Here is a 20,236-nt window from a genome sequence, read left to right on the forward strand (position 1 = left end):
GCGTCCCGGTCAGGCCGGGGTCAGCGCGAACCCCTCGTAGTCGTTCGCCACGATCTGGTCGCACCGCTGGCGGTACGCGCCGACGCCGCCGATGTAGGCCATGAACACCCGCGGCTTGCCGGGCACGTTCGACCCCATGTACCAGGAGTCGGCCGTCGGGTAGAGCGTGTAGGCGCCCACCTCGGCGACGTGCTCGACCCAGGCGTCCTCGGCTTCCGTCGTCGCCTCGATCTCGGCGATGCCCCGCTCCCGCATCGCGACGATGCAATCGGTGACCCAGTCGACGTGCTGCTCGATCGACACGATCATGTTGCTGAGCACCGACGGGCTGAGCGGGCCGGTGATCGTGAACAGGTTGGGGAACCCCGCGATGGACAGGCCCAGGTAGGTCCGCGGGCCCTCGCCCCACTTCTCCTTGAGCGACAGGCCGCCCTTCCCGCGGATGTCGATGGCGGTGAGCGCCCCGGTCATCGCGTCGAAGCCGGTGGCGAAGACGATGGCGTCGAACTCGTACTCCTCCTCCGAGGTCCGCACCCCCTTCTCCGTGACCTCCACGAGCGGGGTCTTGCGCACGTCGACCAGGTGCACGTGCTCCCTGTTGAAGGTGTCGTAGTAGCCCGTGTCCAGGCAGGGCCGCTTGGTCCCGAAGGGGAAGCTGCGCGGCGAGAGCGTCTCGGCCAGCTCGGGATCCTTGACCGTCTCCCGGATCTTGTTCCGCACGAACTCGGCGGCGGTGTCGTTGGCCGCCTTGTCGGTGAGCGTGTCGGTGTAGGAGGCCAGGATCGCGACCAGGCTGCCCCTGTCCCACCCGTCCTGGTAGACGGCGGTGCGCTCGTCCTCGGGGACCTCCAGCGCGGATCTGGTCGCCGCCGGGACGGGGACCCCGAAACCGGAGGTGCGCTGCGCCTCCCGCCAGGCGCGGTAGTTGGCCTTCATCTCGCTGACCTCGTCCTCGGACAGCGGCCGGTTGCCGGCCGGCATGCTGAAGTTGGGTGTCCGCTGGAAGACGGTGAGGTCGGCGGCCTGCTCGGCGATGATCGGGATGGACTGGATGCCCGAGGAGCCGGTGCCGATGACGCCGACCCGCTGGCCCGAGAAGTCCACGCCCTCGTGCGGCCAGTGCCCGGTGTGGTACGTCCGGCCGTGGAACCTTTCCAGCCCCGGGATCTCGGGCGTCTTCGACGCCGACAGGCATCCCGTGGCCATGATGAGGAACTGCGCGTCGACCACGTCCCCGCTGTCGGTGATGACCAGCCAGCGCTTGGTCGCCTCGTTGTACGCGGCACTGGTGACCCGGGTGTTGAACGTGATGTCGCGTCGCAGGTCGAACCGGTCGGCCACGTGGTTGATGTACTTCAGGATCTCCGGTTGCGTGGGGTACTTCTCGGTCCAGGTCCACTCCTGCTCGAGCTCGGGGGAGAACGAGTAGGAGTAGGACAGGCTCTCGACGTCGCACCGGGCACCGGGATACCGGTTCCAGTACCACGTCCCGCCGACGTCGGCGGCGGTCTCCAGGACGCGGGTCGTCAGGCCCAGTTCGCGCAGCCGGTAGAGCTGGTAGAGGCCGGAGAGACCGGCACCGACGACGACGGCGTCGACGGTCTGTGGTTCGGACATGGGAGCTCCTGTCGGCGGACGTGCTCGTCCGCTCGCTCGAGGGGTGGGGACTTCTCGTCGAGTTGGGGGGTCCGCCACGTGGCGGGAGGGGGAGGTCAGGCGGGCGCGGCGGACCGGCTGCTGAGGTGGCGGTCCAACTGCTCGACCACGTAGTCGAGACCGACCGCGGCGCCGGGCAGCACGTTGACCATCGTGAAGAACCCGTGCATCTGCCCGTCCAGCCGGCGCAGCTCGACCGGAACACCGGCCGCCCCGAGCTTCTCGGCGTACGCCTCACCCTCGTCGCGCAGCACGTCGTGCTCGGCGGTGAGCACCACGGCCGGGGGCAGGCCGGAGAGGTCGTCCACACGCAGGGGGGAGGCGTCGGGCGCGGTGCGGCACGACGCGTCGGGCGTGTAGTGGTCCCAGAACCAGATCATGCTCTCGCGGGTGAGGAGCAACTGGTTCTCGGGGTCGGAGTAGGACGCGTTGTCCAGGTCGCAGTCGGTGACCGGGTAGACCAGCACCTGGAGTGCGATGTCCGGCCCACCCTCGCGGGCGCGCTGGGCCACGATGGCGGCCAGGTTGCCGCCGGCGCTGTCGCCCATGACGACGAGCGGGGCGCCGTCGTACGCCAGATCGCCCATGTTCTTCGCGACCCATTCCAGCGCCGTGTAGGCGTCCTCGGCCGCCGCCGGGTAACGGTGCTCGGGCGCGAGCCGGTAGTCGACCAGGACCACCGTCGAGGACGACTTCTCCGCCAGCTGCCGGCCGAGGGTGTCGAACTCGTCGAGCGCGCCGATCACCCAGCCACCGCCGTGGTAGTAGATGATCACCGAGCGGGGATCGCCGTTCGGGACGAGCACCCGGGCCGGGACGTCGCCGTGCGGTGCGGGGATCGAGATGTTCTCCACCCGGGCCATCTCCGGTCCGGGGCCGTAGAGGTCCCGCAGCATGCCGCCGAAAGCGCGTGCCTCCTGCGGGGTCATCTCGTGCAGGGGCTTCGCGCCGGAGGCGGCCATCTGCTGCAGGAGTTCGGACGTTGCCTGGTCGAGCGCCATGGGCTCTCCTCGGGGTGGGCGGTAGGCCCTCGGCGTCGTGTCGAGCGCCTGTGATGCCGGCCACACTGCAGAATGCATCCTGCAGTGTCAACGGGTCCCGGCGGGATCCGCGGAGGTTTCCGTCGCTGCTGGCGCCGACTCCGGCGCGCCGGGCCGGACGTGGTTGGCTGACGGCCGTCGTCGCCCGTCGGAAGGGACCCAGATGTCGGCTCTCGCAGCGTTCGCCGAGGCCCTGGCCACCGGCCGGATCGAGGTCGTCGACCTCACCGCGCCGCTTTCCTCGGGGACGCCGGTCATCCAGCTGCCCCCGCAGTTCGCCCAGACCGCCCCCTTCGAGCTCGAGGAGCTCAGCCGCTACGACGACCGGGGCCCGGCCTGGTACTGGAACAACTTCCGGACGGGCGAGCACACGGGCACCCACTTCGACGCGCCCAACCACTGGCTCACCGGCCGGGACGGCGACGACGTGGCGTCGGTGCCCGCGCGGCGGCTGATCGCCCCGGCCGCCGTCCTCGACTTCTCCGCGCAGGCCGCCGCGGACCCCGACTTCCTGCTGGAGATCCAGCACGTCCGCGAGTGGGAGAAGGCGCACGGCCCGCTCCCCGAGGGTGGCTGGCTGCTGTACCGCACGGGCTGGGACGCCCGGTCGGACTCCCAGCAGGACTTCCTCAACGCCGACGAGTCCGGCCCGCACACCCCCGGGCTGTCACCGGCGTGCGCCCGGTGGCTGGCCGAGGAGTCGCCGGTGATCGGCCTGGGCGTGGAGACGGTGGGGACCGACGCCGGCGCCGCGCACTCCTTCGACCCGCCGTTCCCGTGCCACGCCGCCCTCATGGGCAGCGGCAAGTACGGGCTCACGCAGCTGCAGAACCTCGCCGCGCTGCCGCCGACCGGCGCCGTGGTCGTCGCCGCTCCGCTGCCGATCGTGTCCGGCTCGGGGTCGCCGTCCCGGGTGCTCGCGCTGGTCGACCGCGGGTGAGCCCGGCGGGGGACACCGTCGCCGACGCCGTCGGCCGGGCGCTCGTCCGGTCGGGGATCGACGTGGTGTTCGGCGTCGTCGGCTCCGGGAACTTCGCGGTGACCAACGCGATGGTGGCCGCCGGCGCCCGCTACGTCGCCGCGCGGCACGAGGGCGGCGCCGCCACGATGGCCGACGCCCATGCCCGCATGAGCGGGCGAGTGGCCGCCGTGAGCGTGCACCAGGGCTGCGGGCTCACCAACGCCCTGACCGGCATCACCGAGGCCGCCAAGAGCCGCACCCCTCTGGTGGTGGTGACGGCGGAGGCGACGTCGCCCCGGTCGAACTTCTCGGTCGACCAGTTCGCGCTCGCCGAGGCGGTCGGGGCCGTGCCCATCCGGGTGGCGTCCGCTGCCGACGCCGTCGCGCAGACCGCCGCGGCGGTGGCCACCGCCAGGGACGACCGGCGGGTCGTCGTCCTCAACCTGCCGCTGGACGTCCAGACATCGGCGGCAGCCGCCGGCGAGGTCCCCGCCCCGGGGAACCGGGCCGCGGCCCCCCCGGAGCCGGCCGCGGTCGAGCGGTTGGTGCAGGCGCTGACGACCGCCCGGCGACCGGTGTTCGTCGCCGGCCGCGGATCCCGCGGGGCCGGCTGCCGGACGGCACTGGAGGACCTGGCGGACCGCTGCGGCGCCCTGCTGGCCACCTCGGCCGTCGCCAAGGGGCTCTTCCGAGGCAGCGACTGGGACCTCGACGTGTCCGGCGGCTTCGCCACCCCGCTGGCCGCGGAGCTCATCGGCGGCGCGGACCTGATCGTCGGGTGGGGCTGCGCCCTGAACATGTGGACGATGCGGCACGGGCGGCTGATCGCCGACGACGCCGTCGTCGTCCAGGTGGACGTGGAGGCGGACGCGATCGGTGCCCAGCGCGACGTCGCCCTCGGTGTCGTGGGGGACGTCCGGACCGTCGCGGAGGCGGCCACGGCACGGCTCGGCGAGGTGCGCACCGGCTACCGGACGCCGGAGGTGCGGACCCGTATCGCCGGGCGGGGCCGGTGGCGGGACGTGCCGTTCGAGGACGCCGGGGAAGCGGGCCGCATCGATCCGCGGGCCCTGACCATCGCCCTGGACGACCTGCTCCCGCCCGAGCGGGTGGTGGCCGTGGACTCCGGCAACTTCATGGGCTATCCGAGCATGTTCCTCGACGTCCCCGACGAGCACGGCTTCTGCTTCACCCAGGCCTTCCAGTCGGTGGGGCTGGGCCTGGCGACGGCGATCGGCGCGGCGCTGGCTCGACCGGACCGTCTTCCGGTCGCCGCGCTCGGGGACGGCGGCGCGCTCATGGGTGCCGCCGAGCTGGAGACCGTGGTGCGGCTGGGCCTGCCCATGGTGGTCGTCGTCTACGACGACGCCGCCTACGGGGCGGAGGTGCACCACTTCGGCCCGGGCGGGCACGACCTGGGCACGGTGCGGTTCCCCGAGACCGACTTCGCCGCGATCGCACGTGGGCACGGCTTCGAGGCGGTCACCGTCCGGGGTGTCGACGACCTGGCCGGTGTGGCCGCCTGGGTGGCCGGCCGGCGGACCGCGCCGCTCCTGATCGACGCCAAGGTCGCGCGCGAGGAACCGTCGTGGTGGCTGGAGGAGGCCTTCCGCGGCCACTGAGCGGCCGCGCCGCTGTCGGCGTCGAGCAGCGGCAGCGCCGGTCCGGCTCCGCCGGGCCGGGTAGGAACGGGTCATGGACGACGTATCGGTGCCCCGCGAGGGGTCGGTCCGGCTCCGCGACGGCCGCACCCTCGCCTACGCCGAGTGGGGGGACCCCGAAGGGTGGCCGGTGCTCGGCTGCCACGGCTCCCCGAGCTCGCGGCTGGAGCGGCACGTGGAGGACCCGGGCGCGTACCGGCGCTGGGGCGTGCGGTTCGTCGTCCCCGACCGCCCCGGCTTCGGCCGGTCGGATCCGCAGCCCGGCCGCCGGGTGATGGACTGGCCCGGCGACGTGCGACAGCTGCTCGACCACCTGGGCGTGGACCGGTTCGCGGCGCTCAGCCTCTCCGGCGGGGCCGCCTACGCGCTGGCGTGCGCGTACACCTTCGGCGACCGGGTCCGTGCCGTCGGCATCCTCGGCGGGGCGCCGCCGCCCGACGTCCCGTGGCCGTGGCCGGGCTGGGTGCCCGAGCGGGTGCGGGCGACCGTGCACCGGCCGTCGCTGGCCGCCTCGCTGCTGCGACCGGTGTTCGCGCCGGTCGCGATGCGGCCGGCGGCCATCCCGCGCTACCTGCAGCTGCGGCTCAACGCGGCCGACCGGCGGGTGATCGGCCGGCCCGCGGTGCGGCGGATCCTCACCGAGACCTTCACCGAGGGGCTGCGGAACGGCCCGGCGGCCCTCGCCGAGGACCGCGCCCTGTTGTTCCGCCCGTGGGGATTCCCGCTGTCCGCCGTCCGGCAGCGGGTGCACGTCTGGCACGGCACGCAGGACTGGCAGGTGCCGGCGGCCTTCGGGCAGGTGCTCGGCGCGATGCTCCCGGACTGCGCGGTGCACTGGTTCCCGGGGGAGGGCCACTTCCTGGTGTTCGACCACGCGCAGGAGGTCTACGCGGCACTGCGCTTCTGACCCGCGGGCCCCTGACCCGCGTGCCCCTGACCCGCGGCCCCCGGAGCGAGGTGCTCGTCGCGGGGGGACGCTGCCGGGCGCCGCCCGGCCACGAGCCACGCGACGAGGGCGGTCGCGATGCAGGTGGCGAACCCGATCGCCGCGATCGTGGTGTACCCCTCGCCCGACGGTGCTCCGCCGGCCGTGGGAGTGGCGGCCGCGAGCACCGTGCCGGTCAGGGCGCTGCCCAGGGCGAAGCCCACGTACCGCAGGACCTGGTTGAGGCTCATGGCGCTGCCCGTCTCCGAGGCCGGGACGGCGGAGACGACCAGCGCCGGGAAGGCGGCGAACGCCGCGCCGACACCCAGCCCGGCCACCGCCATGAGCGCGAAGAGCTGCCACAGGTCCGTCCGGGCCAGGCCGAACAGCACGAAGGCACCGCTCTGCACCAGGGCGGCGGCCGGCAGCACCGCCTGCCGGCCGGCCCGGTCGGCCAGGGCGCGGGCCAGCCGCCCGCCGACGACGCTCGCCGCCGAGAACGGGAGAAGCACCAGACCCGCCACGACGATCGAGGCGCCGAACCCCGACCCGGACGACGCCGGCGCCTGCGCCAGGACGGGTACCGACGCGAGCAGCAGGTAGTTGGACAGGCCGACGAGCAGGGCGGCCGAGTGGGCCGACAGCGCCACGCGGCCCCGGGCGAGCCGCAGGTCGACCAGGGGCGACGCCGTCCGCAGCTCCCAGACCCCCCAGGCCGCCAGCGCGGCGACCGAGCCCCCGACCAGGACCCACGGTGCGGGCGACCCCCAGCCCCGGGTCTCCGCCGCGCCGAGGGCCACGAGCACACCGGCCAGCCCAGCGCCCAGCAGCAGGGCGCCCACCACGTCCAGCCGACGGCTCACCGGAGCCGACGGCGGGGGGAGCACGACCGCCGACGCGCCCAGCGCGACGGCACTGACCGCCGCGCCGGCCCAGAAGGCCGCGTGCACACCGCCGAGCTCGGCGACCAGCCCGGCCAGGGGATAGCCCAGGCCCACCCCGGCCACCACGGTCACCGACAGTGCCGCGATCGTGGACCGCGACCGCTCACCGGTCAGGGCCTCCCGCGCGGTGGCGATGGCCAGCGGGGTCAGCCCCAGCCCGAACCCCTGCAGGGCCCGGCCGGTGATCAGCCACCCGAGCCCCAGCGGCAGGGCGGCGAGCACGCCGCCGAGCGTGACCACACCGAGCACGGCCAGGATGACGCCGCGCCGGTGCGGACCGTCGCCGAGTCGCCCGATCACCGGGGTGGCCACCGCGCCGACCAGCAGCGTGACGGTGAGCGACCACTGTGCCCCCGGCAGCGACGCCCCCAGGCTGTCCGCGATCGCCGGGACCAGCGGCGCGCCGAGGCTGCTGATGACCGCCACCACGGTGCCCACGAAGATCAGCACGGGGACGAGGGCGCGGGGCGATGCGGGAACCGCCATGCTCCCAGCGTCCCAGCCCGTTGCATGTCGCAAGCAGTGATCCCGGCCGCAGCCGACCTCCGTCGGCCAGGGCGGCCGTGGGGCGACATGATCGGGGTCACGTGACGCCGACCCGGCGCGGGAGCTCGCCCGGCTGCGTGCCCAGCTGGCTGCGGTCACCTCGCCCTTCCGGACGGCGGAACGGTTCGGCGTCCAGGACCTGATCGACCCGCGGGACAGCCGCGCCCTGCTGTGCGAGTGGGTCGCCGACGCCTACCGGGTGCTCCCCGAGCTCGCCGGGCCCGCGTCGTTCGGCACCCGCCCGTGACCGTCGCCGGAGCGGGTTACGGCGGGTCAGCCCAGCCGCGTGGTGATCTGGATGGCCCCCTTCAGGCTCCGGGCCACCGGGCAGCCGTCGGCGTGGACGGCCAGCGCCCGCTGGACCTTCGCGGCGTCCGCCTCGTCGAATTCCAGGCCGGTGTAGGTGACCTCGATGCGCTTGAGCACCAGCACCTTGTCCTCCAGCTCGACCTCTCCGCGGGCGTGTCCGACCAGACCGGTCGGATCGATCCGCCGGGCCCTGAGGGCCCCGGCGAACGTCCCGGTGAGCTAACCGAGCGCGGCCCCGACCACGTGGTCGATCGTGCTGGCGTGGCTCGGCGCCGAACCCGGCTCCATCCCGTAGTGCTCGGCGATGGCTCCGTGCATGCCGTAGACGGTCGGTTCCTCCTCGCCCGGCAGGTACGCCGCGCGGAGCGGTCCGCCCAGGCGCTCGACGCGCACCTCCGAGACGTAGGCGATCTCGGCCATCGGCTCCTCCTGCGGTCGTTCGCCGGGTCCTCAGGGTGGCACCTGGTCCGGGTCGGCACCACGCGGGCGCGGCACCCCGGTCGGCTCAGGCGATCGACTTCCCGAGCCGCCGGGCGATGGGCGCCCGCACCGGCCACCGACACCCCGCGCGGCGGGTAGCGCCGACCTCCTCGGGTACCGGCCGACGATGGCGGACCGGACGCACGAGCTGCAGCAGGTGGCCCGCGACACCTTCGGCTGGGCGGAGCTGCGTCCCGACCAGCTGGAGGCCATGGAGGCGGTGATGGCCGGCCACGACGTGCTGGCCGTCCTGCCGACGGGGGCGGGGAAGTCGGCCATCTACCAGGTCCCGGCACTACTGCTCGACGGCCCGACGCTGGTCGTGTCCCCGCTGCTGGCCCTGCAGCAGGACCAGGTCGAAGGCCTGGAGGACTCCGCGGCGCCGGACGCGGTCGCAGTGAACTCCGGCCAGCGGGCGGGACAGCGGCGGGAGTCGTGGCAGGCCGTGCGCGAGGGCGACGCCGAGTACCTCTTCCTGTCGCCGGAGCAGCTGGCCAAGGACGACGTCGTCGAGGAGCTGGCCGGGCTGGGGGTCGGCTTCTTCGTCGTCGACGAGGCGCACTGCGTCTCGGCGTGGGGTCACGACTTCCGGCCGGACTACCTCCGGCTCGGCCCGGTGATCGAGCGGCTGGGCCATCCTCCGGTCCTCGCCCTGACGGCCACGGCGGGGCTCCCGGTGCGCCAGGACATCCTGGCCCGGCTCGGGCTGCGCGACCCGGTCGAGGTGATCGCCAGCTTCGACCGCCCGAACCTGCACCTGGCGGTGGAGCGGGAGAGCGACGACCGGCGCAAGGGATCCGCGGTGGTGGTGCGCGTGGGCGCCCTGATGGCCGACCCGGCGACCCGCGGAGGGCTGGTCTACGTCACCAGCCGCAAGGACGCCGAGTACTACGCCGACGAGCTGGCGCAGATCGGTGTCCGGGTCGCCGCGTACCACGCCGGGATGAAGGCAGCCCACCGGCAGCGCGTCCACGAGCAGTTCCTCGCCGACGAGGTCGACGTCGTCGTCGCGACCTCGGCCTTCGGGATGGGGATCGACAAGCCGGACGTGCGGTTCGTGGTGCACGCCTCGGCCGTCGACTCCCTGGACACCTACTACCAGCAGATCGGCCGCGCCGGGCGGGACGGCGGGCCGGCGGCGATCACCCTGTTCTACCGGCCCGAGGACCTGCACCTGCAGACCTTCCTCACCGCCAGCCGCGCGCCCGAGGACGCCCTCGAGGACGTGGCGGACGCGCTGGAGGAACGGGACGAGCCAATCCAGGTCGGGCAACTGGCCGAGGAGGTCGACGTCTCGGCGGCGAAGCGCACCCGGGCGGTGAACCTCCTGGAGCAGGCCGGGGCGGTGGGCACCACGGACGACGGGCGGCTGGAGTACCTGGACCCCGACCGGCCCACGGAGGAGGCGGTCCAGGATGCCGTCGAGGTCGCCGAGACCCACCAGCGGCTCACGCGGTCCCGCATCGAGATGATGCGGGGCTACGCCGAGACCACCGGCTGCCGACGGCAGTTCCTCCTCGGCTACTTCGGCCAGCAGCTGCCCCGTCCGTGCGGCAACTGCGACACCTGCGAAGCGGGGACCGCGCAGGAACACCCGGACGAGGACACGGCGTTCCCCGTCAACAGCGCGGTGCAGCACGGCGAGTGGGGTCACGGTGTGGTCATGTCGGTCGAACCCGACCGGCTGACCGTGCTGTTCGACGAGGTCGGCTACAAGACCCTCGCCCTGGCCGCCGTCGAGTCACGGCAGCTGCTCACGGCCGACGGTCCTCGCGGCTGATCAGCGGCCGTCCCCATACGTCCGCCGGGACGGCCTGCCGCGCGGCGGGGCCCGGGTGTTGAAAAGGTGGGCGGCGTGCGTGTCCTCGTCGCCGGGTCGATCGGTTTCGCCGAGGTCATCGCCACGGTGGGCGACGAACCGGGCACCGGCACCGTGGTCGCCTGGCGGGCGCGGGCCGACCTGGCCATGCAGCACGTCGGGGCGGCAGGGGAGGCCCGGGCGGCCGCCCCGGTGGTGGCCGTCGCGTTCACGCCGGCGCAGGCGAGTACGACGAGCGCACCCGGTCGGAGCAGGTGCGCGGCCCACTGGAACGTCCGCCGGCTGGGGAACCGAGGAGGGCGTCATGCCGGTCCGATCCGCAGGAGCCCGGCTGGCCCGGGCGCACGGCATCTTCAACGTCGCCGGCGGGCTGTGGCCGCTGCTGCACCTGCGCAGCTTCGAGGCGGTCACCGGGCCGAAGGTGGACCGCTGGCTGGTGCGCACGGTTGCGGGGCTCATGGTGGCCAACGGGGTGGCCCAGTGGCGGGCGGGCCCGTCGGTGGAGGGCGTCGCCACGGCCCGGCGGATCGGGCTGGGGACGGCGCTGACGCTGGGAGTGGTCGATGTCGTCTACGGGGTCCCGCACCGGATCAGCCGGGTCTACCTGGCCGACGCCGTCCTCGAGGCGGGCTGGGTACTGGCCTGGGCGCGGTCCCGTCCGGGGGCGTGAGGCGCCGTACCGACCGCGGTCACGCGCACGTCGCCGGTCCCGCTGCCGCCCGCAGGCAGTCGTCGGTCCGGCGGGTCCAGGTCCGTGCGGCGCCCAGGCGATCCGGTCGGCCGCGGGGCCCGCCGGCTCGTCGGCCGCCGCCACCGTCGCCGCCGCCATCTCCGCGGCCCCCGTGACCAGGGAGGTGTGCGGGGGAGCTCAGCGGAGTGCTCCAGGTGGCCCGCCGTCGCGAGCACGAGCACGCCGCGGCAGGAGTAGGCGTAGGCCTTCATCGACGACTGGCCGACCGCCCGGCTCGCGACGTCGGGGATCACGGCGACGGATGCCGCGTCGAGCACCTCGGAAAGCGCCGGCCGCGACAGCATGCCCCGGTAGGAGAGCCGGCCACCGATCTCCCGCTGCAGGGCCAGGAGGCGCTCGACCGCCGGCCGGGGCCCGCACGGGAACCCCAGCTGCCGTAACGGGTAGCGTCCAGGCAGTCGAACGCCCTTCACCGGCGGCCCTGCCCGCGAGGACGGCGGTCGCCGAGGTGCTGGGCCGGGAGTTCGACTTCATCCGGGTCGATCTGTACGACGTCGACGGCGCCGTGTGGTTCGGCGAGCCGACCCCCTGTCCCGGTGGGGGGCTCGACCCGTTCGACCCCGGCCTCGACCGGGAACTGGGAGCCGCCTGGGTCCTGCCGCCGCTGGAGGACGTCCGGCCGCGCTGAGATCGGCGTCGTCCTCTAGCGTCCTGGCGGTGGGCAGGCGCGTGGTGGTGATCGGCGGTGACGCGGCCGGCGGCAGCGCCGCCTCACAGGCGAAGAAGCGGCAGCCGGATCTCGACGTGGTCATGTTCGAGCGGGGCCGGGCGACGTCCTACTCGGCGTGCGGGATCCCGTACTGGATCAGCGGGGCCGTCGAGACGGAGTCGTCCCTGGTCGCGCGCACCCCCGCCCAGCACCGGGCGGCGGGGATCGACGTCCGGATGCGCACCGAGGTCGTCGGCATCGACCTGGATCGCCGCGTCGTCCGGTGGCGGGGCCTGGAGGACGGCGGCGAGGGCACCGAGCCCTTCGACGACCTCGTGTACGCGACCGGCAGCGTGCCGATGCGCCCGCCGGTGCCCGGCATCGACGCGGCCGGCGTCTACGGCGTCCAGGTGCTCGACGACGGCGCCGCGCTGCGGACGGAGTTGGACGACGGTTCGGTGCGCAGGGTGGTCGTCGTGGGCGGCGGCTACATCGGGCTGGAGATCGCCGAGGCCTGCCGGGTGCGCGGACTGGAGGTCACGGTCGTCGACCTCTCGGCCACCCCGGTGGGCACCTTCGATCCCGACGTCGGCGCGACCATCGCCGACGCGGTGCGCGCCGAGGGCATCGAGCTGGTCCTCTCCGACGGGGTGGCGGCGATCGAGGTCGGGTCCGACGGCCGCGCATGCGCGGTGGTCACCGCGAGCGGGCGGGAGCTGCCGGCCGACCTGGTGGTGCTGGGCCTGGGCGTGCGGCCGAACGTGCAGCTGGCGCGCGAGGCCGGGATCCCGATCGGGACCTCCGGGGGTGTGGCGGTGGACGCCCGCATGCGCACCGGGATCGACGGGGTCTGGGCCGCCGGCGACTGCGTCGAGTCGTGGCACCGGCTCTCCGGTCAGCGGGTCGTGGTGGCGCTGGGCACGCACGCCAACAAGCAGGGCCGGGTGGCCGGGATCAACATCGGCGGCGGGTACGCGACCTTCCCCGGGGTGATCGGCACGGCGATCACCAAGATCTGCGACTGGGAGGCCGCCCGCACCGGGCTGTCCAGCACCGAGGCGGAGGCGGCCGGGTACTCCTTCGTCACCGCGTGGGTGGACTCCACCACCAAGGCCGGCTACTTCCCGGGCGCCAGCCCGATCCGGGTGAAGATGATCGCCGAGCGCCGCAGCGGACGGCTGCTCGGCGCGCAGATCGTCGGGCGGGAGGGGGCCGCCAAGCGCATCGACGCGCTGGCCATCTGCATCTGGAACGAGATGGGCGTCGACGAGATCCTGTCGCTGGACCTGTCGTACGCGCCGCCGTTCGCGCCGGTGTGGGACCCGGTGCTCATCGCGGCCCGCAAGGCGTTCGAGGCCGTGGAGGCCGACGTCCGGAAGCTGTAGCTCAGCGGGGAGGTGCCGGTGCCACCGGGCGGCGGGCGTCCCGGGGCAGGCACAGCGCGGCGGCCAGCGCCGCGGCGGTCACGGCGGTGGTGACGGCGAACGCCGCCTGGAACGACGCCACGTCGGTGAGCCAGCCGGCGATCAGCGGGCCGGCGATCGCCCCCAGGTCGGCCGACATCTGGAACACCGCCACCACCCGCCCGCCGCGCGCCGGGCTGACGTCGCCGACGAGGGCGGCCGGCACGCTTCCGAGCAGGGAGGCGGCGAGGCCGTAGACGGCCATCGACACGAGGAACGCCCAGAGCGCAGGCGGCAGCACGAGCACCGCCATGGCGCCGGTCGCGAGTGCGGCGCCGAGCACCAGGGAGGGACGGCGGCCCCAGGTGTCGGTCAGCCGGCCCGACCGCAGCAACCCGAGCGCCTGGGCGGCCGAGCCCGCGAGCAGGCCCGCGCCCGCCCACGCGACCGTGCGGCCCAGTTCCTCGGTGACGTAGAGCGGGACCAGGGAGTTGCGCACGCCGAACAGCACCCAGCCGACCCCGAGGTTGGCGACCAGCGCGGCGAGGTAGGCCCGTGAGCGCAGGGCGCGGCGCAATCCGACCCCGTCCGCGCCCAGGTCGGGTGCGGCGGCGGCCGCCGCACCCGCCGCCGACCCCGACGCCGGGACGGGCCGCAGCAGCACGAGCGCGACGCCGCTGGCGACCACGAGGAACCCGGCGTAGAGCAGGAAGGGCAGCCGCGGGGACAGCTCGGCCAGCAGGCCGCCCGCCGCGGGCCCGGCCACCCCGCCGAGCATGAAGCCGCCCTGCCAGGTGGCGGCCGCCCGGCCCCGGTGCGTCGGCGGCGCGGCCCGCAGGAGCAGGGAGAGCGCCGAGACGGTGAACATCGCGCTGCCGACGCCCCCGGCCGCGCGCAGGCCCAGGAAGACCGGGAAGGAGTTCGCCAGCCCGGCCAGCCCCGTGGTCACCGCGACGATCAACAGCCCGGCGGTCAGGACGGTGCGCTCGCCGAACCGCTCGACCAGCGAACCGCCGCTGAAGGCGGAGACGAACCGGAAGAAGGCGAAGGCGCTCACGGCCAGCCCGACGGCGGTGTTCCCCACGCCGAAGGACGAGGCGAAGACGGGGATGGCCGGGGCCACGATCCCGAAGCCGAGCGCGACCACGAACGCGATGACGGCGAGGACCCGGACCTCGCGCGGCAGCTCACTCCGTCCCGCTCCCCGCACGAGGACGGATACTCGCACGCAGGCGGGAGGCGGCCGGCGACCCGGATCAGCCCGGCAGGTCGAGGACTGCGCCTTCTCGGGCATCAGCACCGACGGCGGCTACGCCGAGTACCTCACGACGTCCCTCAAAGGCGTCGCGCAGCGTCGTCCGGATCGACGACCGGCTCGACCCGTCGGACGTGACGGCCCTGGCCGATGCCCGGCCCGACGGTGTACCACGCCGCCGCCAAGGCGGCGCGCAGGCTCCGGCCGGGGGACCGCCGCGTGATGATCGGCGCCGGCGGGCTCGGGCACATCGGCATCCAAGTGCTGGCCGCCCTGTCCCCAGCGGAGATCGTCGTCGTCGACCGGAACCCTCAGGCCGTGAAGCTCGCGGAGTCGATCGGCGCCCACCACGGTGCCGCGGCCGACGGCGGGCACGTGGATCGGGTCCTGGAACTGACCGGGGGGAAGGGCGCCGAGCAGGTCATCGACTTCGTCGGGGAGAACGGGTCGACGTCGGAGGGCATCCGGACGATGCCGGTCGGGTCCGCGGCCGCGCCGTCGTCGTCCCCTGAACAATGACCCCGTCCCCCTCGCCGCTCGCGAGCTCGCGGCGAGCCTCTGGACGGGGCCGATCGAGAGGAAGGAACCAGATGATCTTCATCACCGCCAAGTTCCGGGTGCTGCCCGAGGACGCCGAGTCCTGGCCGCAGATCAGCAAGGCCTTCACCGAGGCGACCCGCGCCGAGCCGGGCTGCCTGTGGTTCGACTGGTCGCGCAGCCTGGACGACCCGAACGAGTACGTGCTCGTCGAGGCGTTCCGGGACGACGACGCCGCCCGCGCGCACGTCACCTCGGAGCACTTCCACGCCGCCCAGAAGGACCTGCCGCCCCACCTTCAGGAGACGCCGCGGATCGTCAACTTCACGGTGCCGCAGGACGACTGGTCGGAGCTGGGGGAGCTGCGGGTCGACCGCGCCGGCTGACGGACTCCACACCCGGCGATCCCGGGCCCGTCTCCGGTGCGGACGGGCCCGGGCAGGCGCGTCCGGTCCCCGTGCGATCTAGTACTGCCGTGCAGGGACTACTGGTCGTGGTGAACCGGGCGGCCGGCACCACCGACGACGACTCCGTGGCCGCGGCGCTGAAGGCGCTCCGTGCGGGGGCGGACGTGCGGGTGGCCGCCACCGCCGGCGCCGACGAGCTCATGGAGGCGGTCGCAACGCGCGGGGACCGGCGGGTGGTCGTCGTGGGCGGTGACGGATCGGTGCACGCCGCTGTCCGGGCGCTGGACCGGGTCGGCGCCCTGGCCACCGAGGAGCCGGTCGGCATCATCCCGCGCGGCACCGGCAACGACCTCGCCGGCACGCTGGGGCTCCCGCCGGATCCGGCCGAGGCCGCTGCCGTGGTGCTGACCGGCGTCGGCCGTCCGGTGGACCTGGTCCGTGACGACGCCGGGGGAGTGGTGGTCAACGCCGTCCACGTGGGCGTGGGTGCCCTGGCCGGCGCGGAGGCGGTCCGGTTCAAGGACCGGCTGGGGGCGGCGGCCTTCCCGCTGGGTGCCGCGATCGCCGGGGCGACCACCAGCGGGTGGCCGCTCCGGGTGGAGGTGGACGGGCGGGTGGCCGTCCACGAGGCGGAGGGCTGGGCGGCGGACGGGAGCACCGACGTCCTCATGGTCGCCGTGTGCACCGGACGGACGATCGGCGGGGGTGCACCGCTGGCCCCCGATGCCCGGGTCGACGACGGCCTGGCCGACGTCGTCGTCTGCGCCGCGACGGGTCCGGTCGCCCGTGCCGCGTTCGCGACGGCCCTGCTCGCCGGCCGGCACGGCGAGCGCGACGACGTCGTCGTCACGCGGGGCCGGGAGGTGAGCTTCTCGGGGCCGCCGGTCGACCTCAACGCCGACGGTGAGCTCCAGGAGGGGGTCGCGTCGCGCACCTGGCGCGTGCAGCGGCACGCCTGGTCGGTGCTCGTCCCGCGGTGACCCGGCGACGGCCGATGGGTCAGTCGCCGTGCACCCGCAGGAGCACGGCCTCGCTCGGTCCCAGGCGCACCCGTCCCAGGTCCCGCTGCGCGCCGTGGTCGGGAGGATCCGCTCGCCCGGGATCGGTGGACACCAGGAGCTCCCACCGCGCGGCCGGGGCGGACAGCACGGCGAGGCCCGTCGGCCCGGGAGCGAAGTTGACCGCGGCGAGCAGGCGCTCGCCGTCGTGCTCGCGCCACCACGCCAGCACGCCCGGCCCCGCGTCCACGGTCTCCTGCCGGCCGGTCTGCAGCGTGCGGGATCGCGCCCGGAGTTCCGCCAGCCGGCGGACGAGGGAGAGCGTGGAGTCCGGGTCCGCGGCCTGGCGCCGGACGCACAGGCGCTCGGCGTCGGCCACCAGCGGCAGCCACGGCTCGCCGGTCGTGAACCCCGCCCCGGGACCGGCGACCGACGGCGGCTCCCAGGGGATGGGTGCCCGCTCGGGATCGCGCCCGTCGACGTCGACGACGCGGTCGGGCGGTATCACGGCGTCCGGGAGCCCCAGCTCGTCGCCCTGGTAGACGAACGGCGTGCCCCGCAGGGCGGTCAGCATGAGCGCGACCGCCCGCGCACGGGCGGGTCCGTGCCCGCCGTCGTCGTAGCGGGTGGCGATGCGGGAGTGGTCGTGGTTGCCCAGGAACCACGCCGGCCAGGCCTCACCCCCGGTCAGCGCCTCGCCCCCGGTCAGCGCCTCGAACCGGTCGATGACCGAGCGAAAGGCGTCGGCGTCCCACGGCAGGTGCAGGAACACGAAGTTGTGGGCCAGGTGGAGCTGGTCGCCGCCCGCGAGGTAGCCGACCACCCTGTCGAGGTCCAGGAGGTAGACCTCGCCGACGATCATGCGGTCGGGGAACTCGTCGACCACCCGCCGGATGCCCCGCAGCCGCTCGTGGGCGGTCGGCCAGTCCTGGTCGTGGCGGCGGGCGGCGCCGGCGTTGCTGCGCAGCAGCGGGTCCTTCGCCAGCCGCTGCAGTGCGTCGATCCGGAGGCCGTCGACGCCCCGGCCGAGCCAGAACCGGACCACGTCGTGCATGGCCGCCTCGACCGCGGGCTCCTCCCAGTTCAGGTCCGGCTGCTGCGGGGTGTAGGAGTGCAGGTACCACTGTCCACTGCCGTCGTCGAAGGTCCACGCCGGGCCCACCGCGGCGAACTCCGACCGCCAGTCGTTGGGCGGGCCGCCGTCGGGGGCGCCGTCCCGCCAGACGTACCAGTTCCGCCGAGGATCGTCGCGGGACGAGCGGGAGGCGCGGAACCACGGGTGCTGGTCGGAGGTGTGGTTGGGCACCCAGTCGAGGACGACCTTGATCCCGCGGTCGTGGCAGTCCTGGACCAGTCGGTCGAGGTCCTCGAGGGTGCCGAACAGCGGGTCGATGTCGCAGAAGTCGGCGACGTCGTAGCCGAAGTCCGCCATCGGCGACGGGAACACCGGCGAGAGCCACACGGCCTCGACGTGCAGGTCGGACAGGTGGTCGAGATGCCCCCGGATCCCGGCGAGGTCGCCGACACCGTCGCCGTCGCCGTCGGCGAACGAGCGCGGGTAGATCTGGTAGACGGCCCCGCGCTGCCACCACGCAGGCGCCGCCATGCCGCCGAGCCTAGGTCGGGCCCGCACCCGATGCCCGCCGACTACGGTTCGACGCCGAGTGCGCGGAAGGCCCGGTCGACGAGCCGGGGGAGGTCCTCGGTGCCGTCGGACTCCACCCAGGTGCCCAGGGCGACGGTGAGCGCGGCGAGCGCGGCGGCGGACTGGACGCGCAGGTCGAGGCTCACGTCGACACCCAGGCGCCGGGCGAGGGCCTCGGCGAACAGCCGCTCGGTGGCGAACTGGTTGTCGGCCATGCGGGCCCGCAGCGCCGGGGTGGTGAAGACCAGCCGCGTGCGGGCGAGGAGGACGTCGCGGTGCTCGGCGTGCACCGCGGCCAGCCCCGAACCGAGGGCGCGGTGCAGAGCGGTGAGCGGCGCCTCGTCCAGGGGGCGCTCGGCGATCAGCCGGGCGATCAGCGGGTCGTAGTCGTCGGTCTCCACCACGGCTTCCTTGGTCGGGAAGTGGCGGAAGAAGGTCATGTGGGAGACGTCGGCCGCCGCGGCGATCTCCTCGACGGTGGTCGCGTCGTAGCCCTTGTCCAGGATCAGGCGCAGAGCCGCCTCCTGGATCCGGCGGCGCGTCTCGGCCTTCTTGCGTTCCCTCAGCCCGGGGCCGGGTCCGGGGGCGCTCACCGATGCTCGACCTCCGGTCCGGGCAGGGACGACGACGGGAGGATTCTGCCCCGTCCGGAACCGAGCGCGGAGGCGAGCCGGGCATCCGGACCGGTCGCCGCGAGGCCGCCGCGCCAGAACAGGTGGGCGTCGGGCCGCACGAGCAACAGCTGCCGCGTGCGCGCGCCCGTTGCCGTCAGCACCTGGACCAGTCCGCCCAGTCGGTGGCGTACCGCCGCGGCGTGGTCGTCGATCCGCGCGGCCTCCCCGGCCGACCGGGCCGGCGGCACGAGCAGGGCCCACCGCGACCCCAGCTCCGCGTGCAGCCGGGTGGTCGATCCGTCGGGACGGCGGCACGGCAGGTCGGCCACCCGGTCACCGGGCCGTGGGCGCCGTCCGGCCGCCGCCCACCGGGAGCCGGCCAGCGGGCCACGCCGGTAGCTGATCCGCAGCTGGGACGCCTGCTCCCAGATCAGCCGCTGGACGGCGGCACGGCGCAGCGCCGGCAGGAAGACGCGGTCGCGCAACAGCCGCGCGGGCAGCGAGTCGCCCATGACCATGCGGGTCAGCGCACTCGTCGACTGCAGCACCTCCTCGGCCACGGGACGCCGCTCGGCCTCGTATGTGTCGAGGAGGACCGGATCGGCCACGCCGTGGGCCACCAGCGCCAGCTTCCACGCCAGGTTCTCGGCGTCGCCGATGCCGGTGTTCAGGCCCTGGCCGCCGACCGGGCTGTGGATGTGCGCGGCGTCGCCGGCAAGCAGCACCCGGCCCCGCCGGTAGTGGTCGGCCAGCCGGCGGTGGATGCGGAAGGTGGAGGTCCACTCCGCCGCGCCGACGACCGAGGGGGGCCAGCCGGTGCGCGCCCGCAGCGCGCCGGTGAGGAGGTCGACCACGGCGCCGTCGTCCAGGTCGTCCGGGGTGCCGGCAGGAGCGGGTGCCATGAGCCGCCACAGGTCCTCCCCGGGGAGCGGGAACGCCGCCACCATGTCCTCGCCGGAGACGAACACCGACACCGTGTCGCGGCCGGCCGGCAACCGGGCGTGGACGTCGGCCAGCAGGAACCGCTCGATGATCTGGACGCCGGGGAAGGGGATGCCGGCGAGCTTGCGCACCCGGCTGTGGGCGCCGTCGCACCCGACCACCCAGTCGGCGGCGAGGGCGGAGCCGTCGCCGAGGACGGTCGTGACGCCGTCGGCGTCCTGGCGGAGGTCGGTGACCTCCTGCCCCCACTCGACCCGTCCGCCGAGCTCGGCCAGGCGCACGCGGAGCCCCGCCTCGATCTCCGCCTGGGACACGAGGAGCCCCGGGCGGGTCACGAGCCGGGTCGTCCTGCCCAGGTCGAGCGTGGCGGCGGTGCGGCTCCCCAGGTGCACCGCCACGCGGGCGATCGGGTTCGACCGCAGCTCGAGGTCACCCAGCCCGCCGGCTCGTTCGAGCACCTCCACGCCGCGCGGCTGGAGCCCGAGCGCCCGCGACGTGGTGGCCGGCCCCGCTGCCGCGTCGACGAGCCGGACCGGGACCCCCGACGCCAGGAGATCGCAGGCGAGGATCAGTCCCGTGGGCCCGGCGCCCACCACGAGGATCGTCCTCTCCGTGTTAGTCACTAACATGCGAGAGAGACTAACGCGACCTTCCTCGCCTGGCAACGCCGTCGCCCGGGAGCAGAATCCTGGCC

18 protein-coding genes and 1 pseudogene are annotated in these 20,236 nt (G+C 74.6%); 10 read left to right on the forward strand and 9 right to left on the reverse strand.

The genetic code is table 11. The annotated features are described in order from the left end of the window. Positions 1-9: 9 nt before the first annotated feature. Both ACFSHS_RS05865 and ACFSHS_RS05870 read right to left on the reverse strand, forming a co-directional pair. Positions 10-1,617: a flavin-containing monooxygenase gene (locus tag ACFSHS_RS05865; RefSeq protein WP_376872988.1), complete on the reverse strand. Its 1,608-nt coding sequence runs from the start codon at positions 1,615-1,617 to the stop codon at positions 10-12. Between the two features lie 95 nt (positions 1,618-1,712). Beyond that, positions 1,713-2,657, reverse strand: a complete 945-nt coding sequence (locus ACFSHS_RS05870; RefSeq protein ID WP_376872990.1) for an alpha/beta hydrolase — start codon at positions 2,655-2,657, stop codon at positions 1,713-1,715. A 202-nt stretch (positions 2,658-2,859) separates the two neighbouring features. On the opposite strand from ACFSHS_RS05870, the gene ACFSHS_RS05875 reads away from it, so the two are divergent. From ACFSHS_RS05875 to ACFSHS_RS05885, 3 genes are all read left to right on the forward strand, one after another. After that, positions 2,860-3,636, forward strand: coding sequence for a cyclase family protein (locus tag ACFSHS_RS05875; protein WP_376872993.1), 777 nt, complete (start codon positions 2,860-2,862; stop codon positions 3,634-3,636). After that, positions 3,633-5,279, forward strand: coding sequence for a thiamine pyrophosphate-binding protein (locus ACFSHS_RS05880; protein WP_376872996.1), 1,647 nt, complete (start codon positions 3,633-3,635; stop codon positions 5,277-5,279). Before ACFSHS_RS05875 ends, ACFSHS_RS05880 begins: the two co-directional genes overlap by 4 nt. A gap of 73 nt (positions 5,280-5,352) precedes the next feature. Beyond that, on the forward strand, positions 5,353-6,225 hold the full coding sequence (locus ACFSHS_RS05885; RefSeq protein ID WP_376872999.1) for an alpha/beta fold hydrolase: 873 nt from the start codon (positions 5,353-5,355) through the stop codon (positions 6,223-6,225). Here ACFSHS_RS05885 and ACFSHS_RS05890 read toward each other — a convergent pair. The 3 genes and pseudogenes from ACFSHS_RS05890 to ACFSHS_RS05900 form a co-directional block, all read right to left on the reverse strand. Next, entirely contained in the window at positions 6,204-7,673 is a 1,470-nt protein-coding gene (locus ACFSHS_RS05890; RefSeq protein ID WP_376873002.1) for an MFS transporter, read from the reverse strand. The two genes, ACFSHS_RS05885 and ACFSHS_RS05890, sit on opposite strands and share 22 nt — an antisense overlap. Before the next feature lie 333 nt (positions 7,674-8,006). Next, positions 8,007-8,240 (reverse strand): annotated as a pseudogene (locus tag ACFSHS_RS05895) (OsmC family protein); the annotation flags it as partial. 21 nt (positions 8,241-8,261) lie between these two features. Next, entirely contained in the window at positions 8,262-8,462 is a 201-nt protein-coding gene (locus ACFSHS_RS05900; protein WP_376873005.1) for a hypothetical protein, read from the reverse strand. A 187-nt stretch (positions 8,463-8,649) separates the two neighbouring features. On the opposite strand from ACFSHS_RS05900, the gene ACFSHS_RS05905 reads away from it, so the two are divergent. The 4 genes from ACFSHS_RS05905 (at position 8,650) to ACFSHS_RS05920 (ending at position 13,126) form a co-directional block, all read left to right on the forward strand. Next, on the forward strand, positions 8,650-10,302 hold the full coding sequence (locus ACFSHS_RS05905) for a RecQ family ATP-dependent DNA helicase (protein WP_376873008.1): 1,653 nt from the start codon (positions 8,650-8,652) through the stop codon (positions 10,300-10,302). A gap of 343 nt (positions 10,303-10,645) precedes the next feature. Next, positions 10,646-11,011: a hypothetical protein gene (locus ACFSHS_RS05910; protein ID WP_376873011.1), complete on the forward strand. Its 366-nt coding sequence runs from the start codon at positions 10,646-10,648 to the stop codon at positions 11,009-11,011. 322 nt (positions 11,012-11,333) lie between these two features. After that, a complete protein-coding gene (locus ACFSHS_RS05915; RefSeq protein ID WP_376873014.1) occupies positions 11,334-11,720 on the forward strand; it encodes an ATP-grasp fold amidoligase family protein in 387 nt (128 codons plus the stop codon). Positions 11,721-11,749: 29 nt separating this feature from the next. After that, positions 11,750-13,126: an FAD-dependent oxidoreductase gene (locus ACFSHS_RS05920; RefSeq protein WP_376873017.1), complete on the forward strand. Its 1,377-nt coding sequence runs from the start codon at positions 11,750-11,752 to the stop codon at positions 13,124-13,126. 1 nt (position 13,127) lies between these two features. Here the strand turns inward: ACFSHS_RS05920 and ACFSHS_RS05925 are convergent, their stop codons facing one another. Further along, complete coding sequence (locus ACFSHS_RS05925) at positions 13,128-14,372, reverse strand: MFS transporter (RefSeq protein ID WP_376873019.1); 1,245 nt, start codon at positions 14,370-14,372, stop codon at positions 13,128-13,130. Between the two features lie 177 nt (positions 14,373-14,549). Between ACFSHS_RS05925 and ACFSHS_RS05930 the strand changes: the two genes are divergently transcribed. The 3 genes from ACFSHS_RS05930 to ACFSHS_RS05940 all read left to right on the forward strand — a co-directional run bounded on the left by ACFSHS_RS05930 (position 14,550) and on the right by ACFSHS_RS05940 (position 16,323). Then, entirely contained in the window at positions 14,550-14,918 is a 369-nt protein-coding gene (locus ACFSHS_RS05930) for a zinc-binding dehydrogenase (RefSeq protein ID WP_376873021.1), read from the forward strand. Between the two features lie 71 nt (positions 14,919-14,989). Continuing rightward, positions 14,990-15,322, forward strand: a complete 333-nt coding sequence (locus tag ACFSHS_RS05935) for a putative quinol monooxygenase (RefSeq protein WP_376873023.1) — start codon at positions 14,990-14,992, stop codon at positions 15,320-15,322. An 89-nt stretch (positions 15,323-15,411) separates the two neighbouring features. Further along, positions 15,412-16,323, forward strand: a complete 912-nt coding sequence (locus ACFSHS_RS05940) for a diacylglycerol/lipid kinase family protein (RefSeq protein ID WP_376873025.1) — start codon at positions 15,412-15,414, stop codon at positions 16,321-16,323. Positions 16,324-16,342: 19 nt separating this feature from the next. Here the strand turns inward: ACFSHS_RS05940 and ACFSHS_RS05945 are convergent, their stop codons facing one another. Genes ACFSHS_RS05945 through ACFSHS_RS05955 form a run of 3 tightly spaced genes read right to left on the reverse strand, consistent with a single transcriptional unit; the run spans position 16,343 to position 20,171 of the window. After that, entirely contained in the window at positions 16,343-17,947 is a 1,605-nt protein-coding gene (locus ACFSHS_RS05945; RefSeq protein ID WP_376873027.1) for an alpha-amylase family glycosyl hydrolase, read from the reverse strand. A 41-nt stretch (positions 17,948-17,988) separates the two neighbouring features. Continuing rightward, positions 17,989-18,579 carry a TetR/AcrR family transcriptional regulator gene (locus tag ACFSHS_RS05950; RefSeq protein WP_376873029.1) on the reverse strand — a complete coding sequence of 197 codons (591 nt, stop codon included), beginning with the start codon at positions 18,577-18,579 and terminating at the stop codon, positions 17,989-17,991. Then, positions 18,576-20,171, reverse strand: a complete 1,596-nt coding sequence (locus tag ACFSHS_RS05955) for an FAD-dependent monooxygenase (RefSeq protein ID WP_376873032.1) — start codon at positions 20,169-20,171, stop codon at positions 18,576-18,578. Before ACFSHS_RS05955 ends, ACFSHS_RS05950 begins: the two co-directional genes overlap by 4 nt. Between the last annotated feature and the right edge of the window lie 65 nt (positions 20,172-20,236).

Source organism: Blastococcus deserti, from assembly GCF_042682525.1.
Taxonomy (GTDB): domain Bacteria; phylum Actinomycetota; class Actinomycetes; order Mycobacteriales; family Geodermatophilaceae; genus Blastococcus_B; species Blastococcus_B deserti.

What these genes read in the sequence shown, in the direction of transcription:
- ACFSHS_RS05865 (WP_376872988.1), bottom strand. Translation starts at nt 1,617, where the DNA reads ATGTCCGAACCACAGACCGTCGACGCCGTCGTCGTCGGTGCCGGTCTC.
- ACFSHS_RS05870 (WP_376872990.1), bottom strand. Translation starts at nt 2,657, where the DNA reads ATGGCGCTCGACCAGGCAACGTCCGAACTCCTGCAGCAGATGGCCGCC.
- ACFSHS_RS05875 (WP_376872993.1), top strand. Translation starts at nt 2,860, where the DNA reads ATGTCGGCTCTCGCAGCGTTCGCCGAGGCCCTGGCCACCGGCCGGATC.
- ACFSHS_RS05885 (WP_376872999.1), top strand. Translation starts at nt 5,353, where the DNA reads ATGGACGACGTATCGGTGCCCCGCGAGGGGTCGGTCCGGCTCCGCGAC.
- ACFSHS_RS05890 (WP_376873002.1), bottom strand. Translation starts at nt 7,673, where the DNA reads ATGGCGGTTCCCGCATCGCCCCGCGCCCTCGTCCCCGTGCTGATCTTC.
- ACFSHS_RS05900 (WP_376873005.1), bottom strand. Translation starts at nt 8,462, where the DNA reads ATGGCCGAGATCGCCTACGTCTCGGAGGTGCGCGTCGAGCGCCTGGGC.
- ACFSHS_RS05905 (WP_376873008.1), top strand. Translation starts at nt 8,650, where the DNA reads ATGGCGGACCGGACGCACGAGCTGCAGCAGGTGGCCCGCGACACCTTC.
- ACFSHS_RS05910 (WP_376873011.1), top strand. Translation starts at nt 10,646, where the DNA reads ATGCCGGTCCGATCCGCAGGAGCCCGGCTGGCCCGGGCGCACGGCATC.
- ACFSHS_RS05915 (WP_376873014.1), top strand. Translation starts at nt 11,334, where the DNA reads ATGCCGCGTCGAGCACCTCGGAAAGCGCCGGCCGCGACAGCATGCCCC.
- ACFSHS_RS05930 (WP_376873021.1), top strand. Translation starts at nt 14,550, where the DNA reads ATGCCCGGCCCGACGGTGTACCACGCCGCCGCCAAGGCGGCGCGCAGG.
- ACFSHS_RS05935 (WP_376873023.1), top strand. Translation starts at nt 14,990, where the DNA reads ATGATCTTCATCACCGCCAAGTTCCGGGTGCTGCCCGAGGACGCCGAG.
- ACFSHS_RS05945 (WP_376873027.1), bottom strand. Translation starts at nt 17,947, where the DNA reads ATGGCGGCGCCTGCGTGGTGGCAGCGCGGGGCCGTCTACCAGATCTAC.
- ACFSHS_RS05955 (WP_376873032.1), bottom strand. Translation starts at nt 20,171, where the DNA reads ATGTTAGTGACTAACACGGAGAGGACGATCCTCGTGGTGGGCGCCGGG.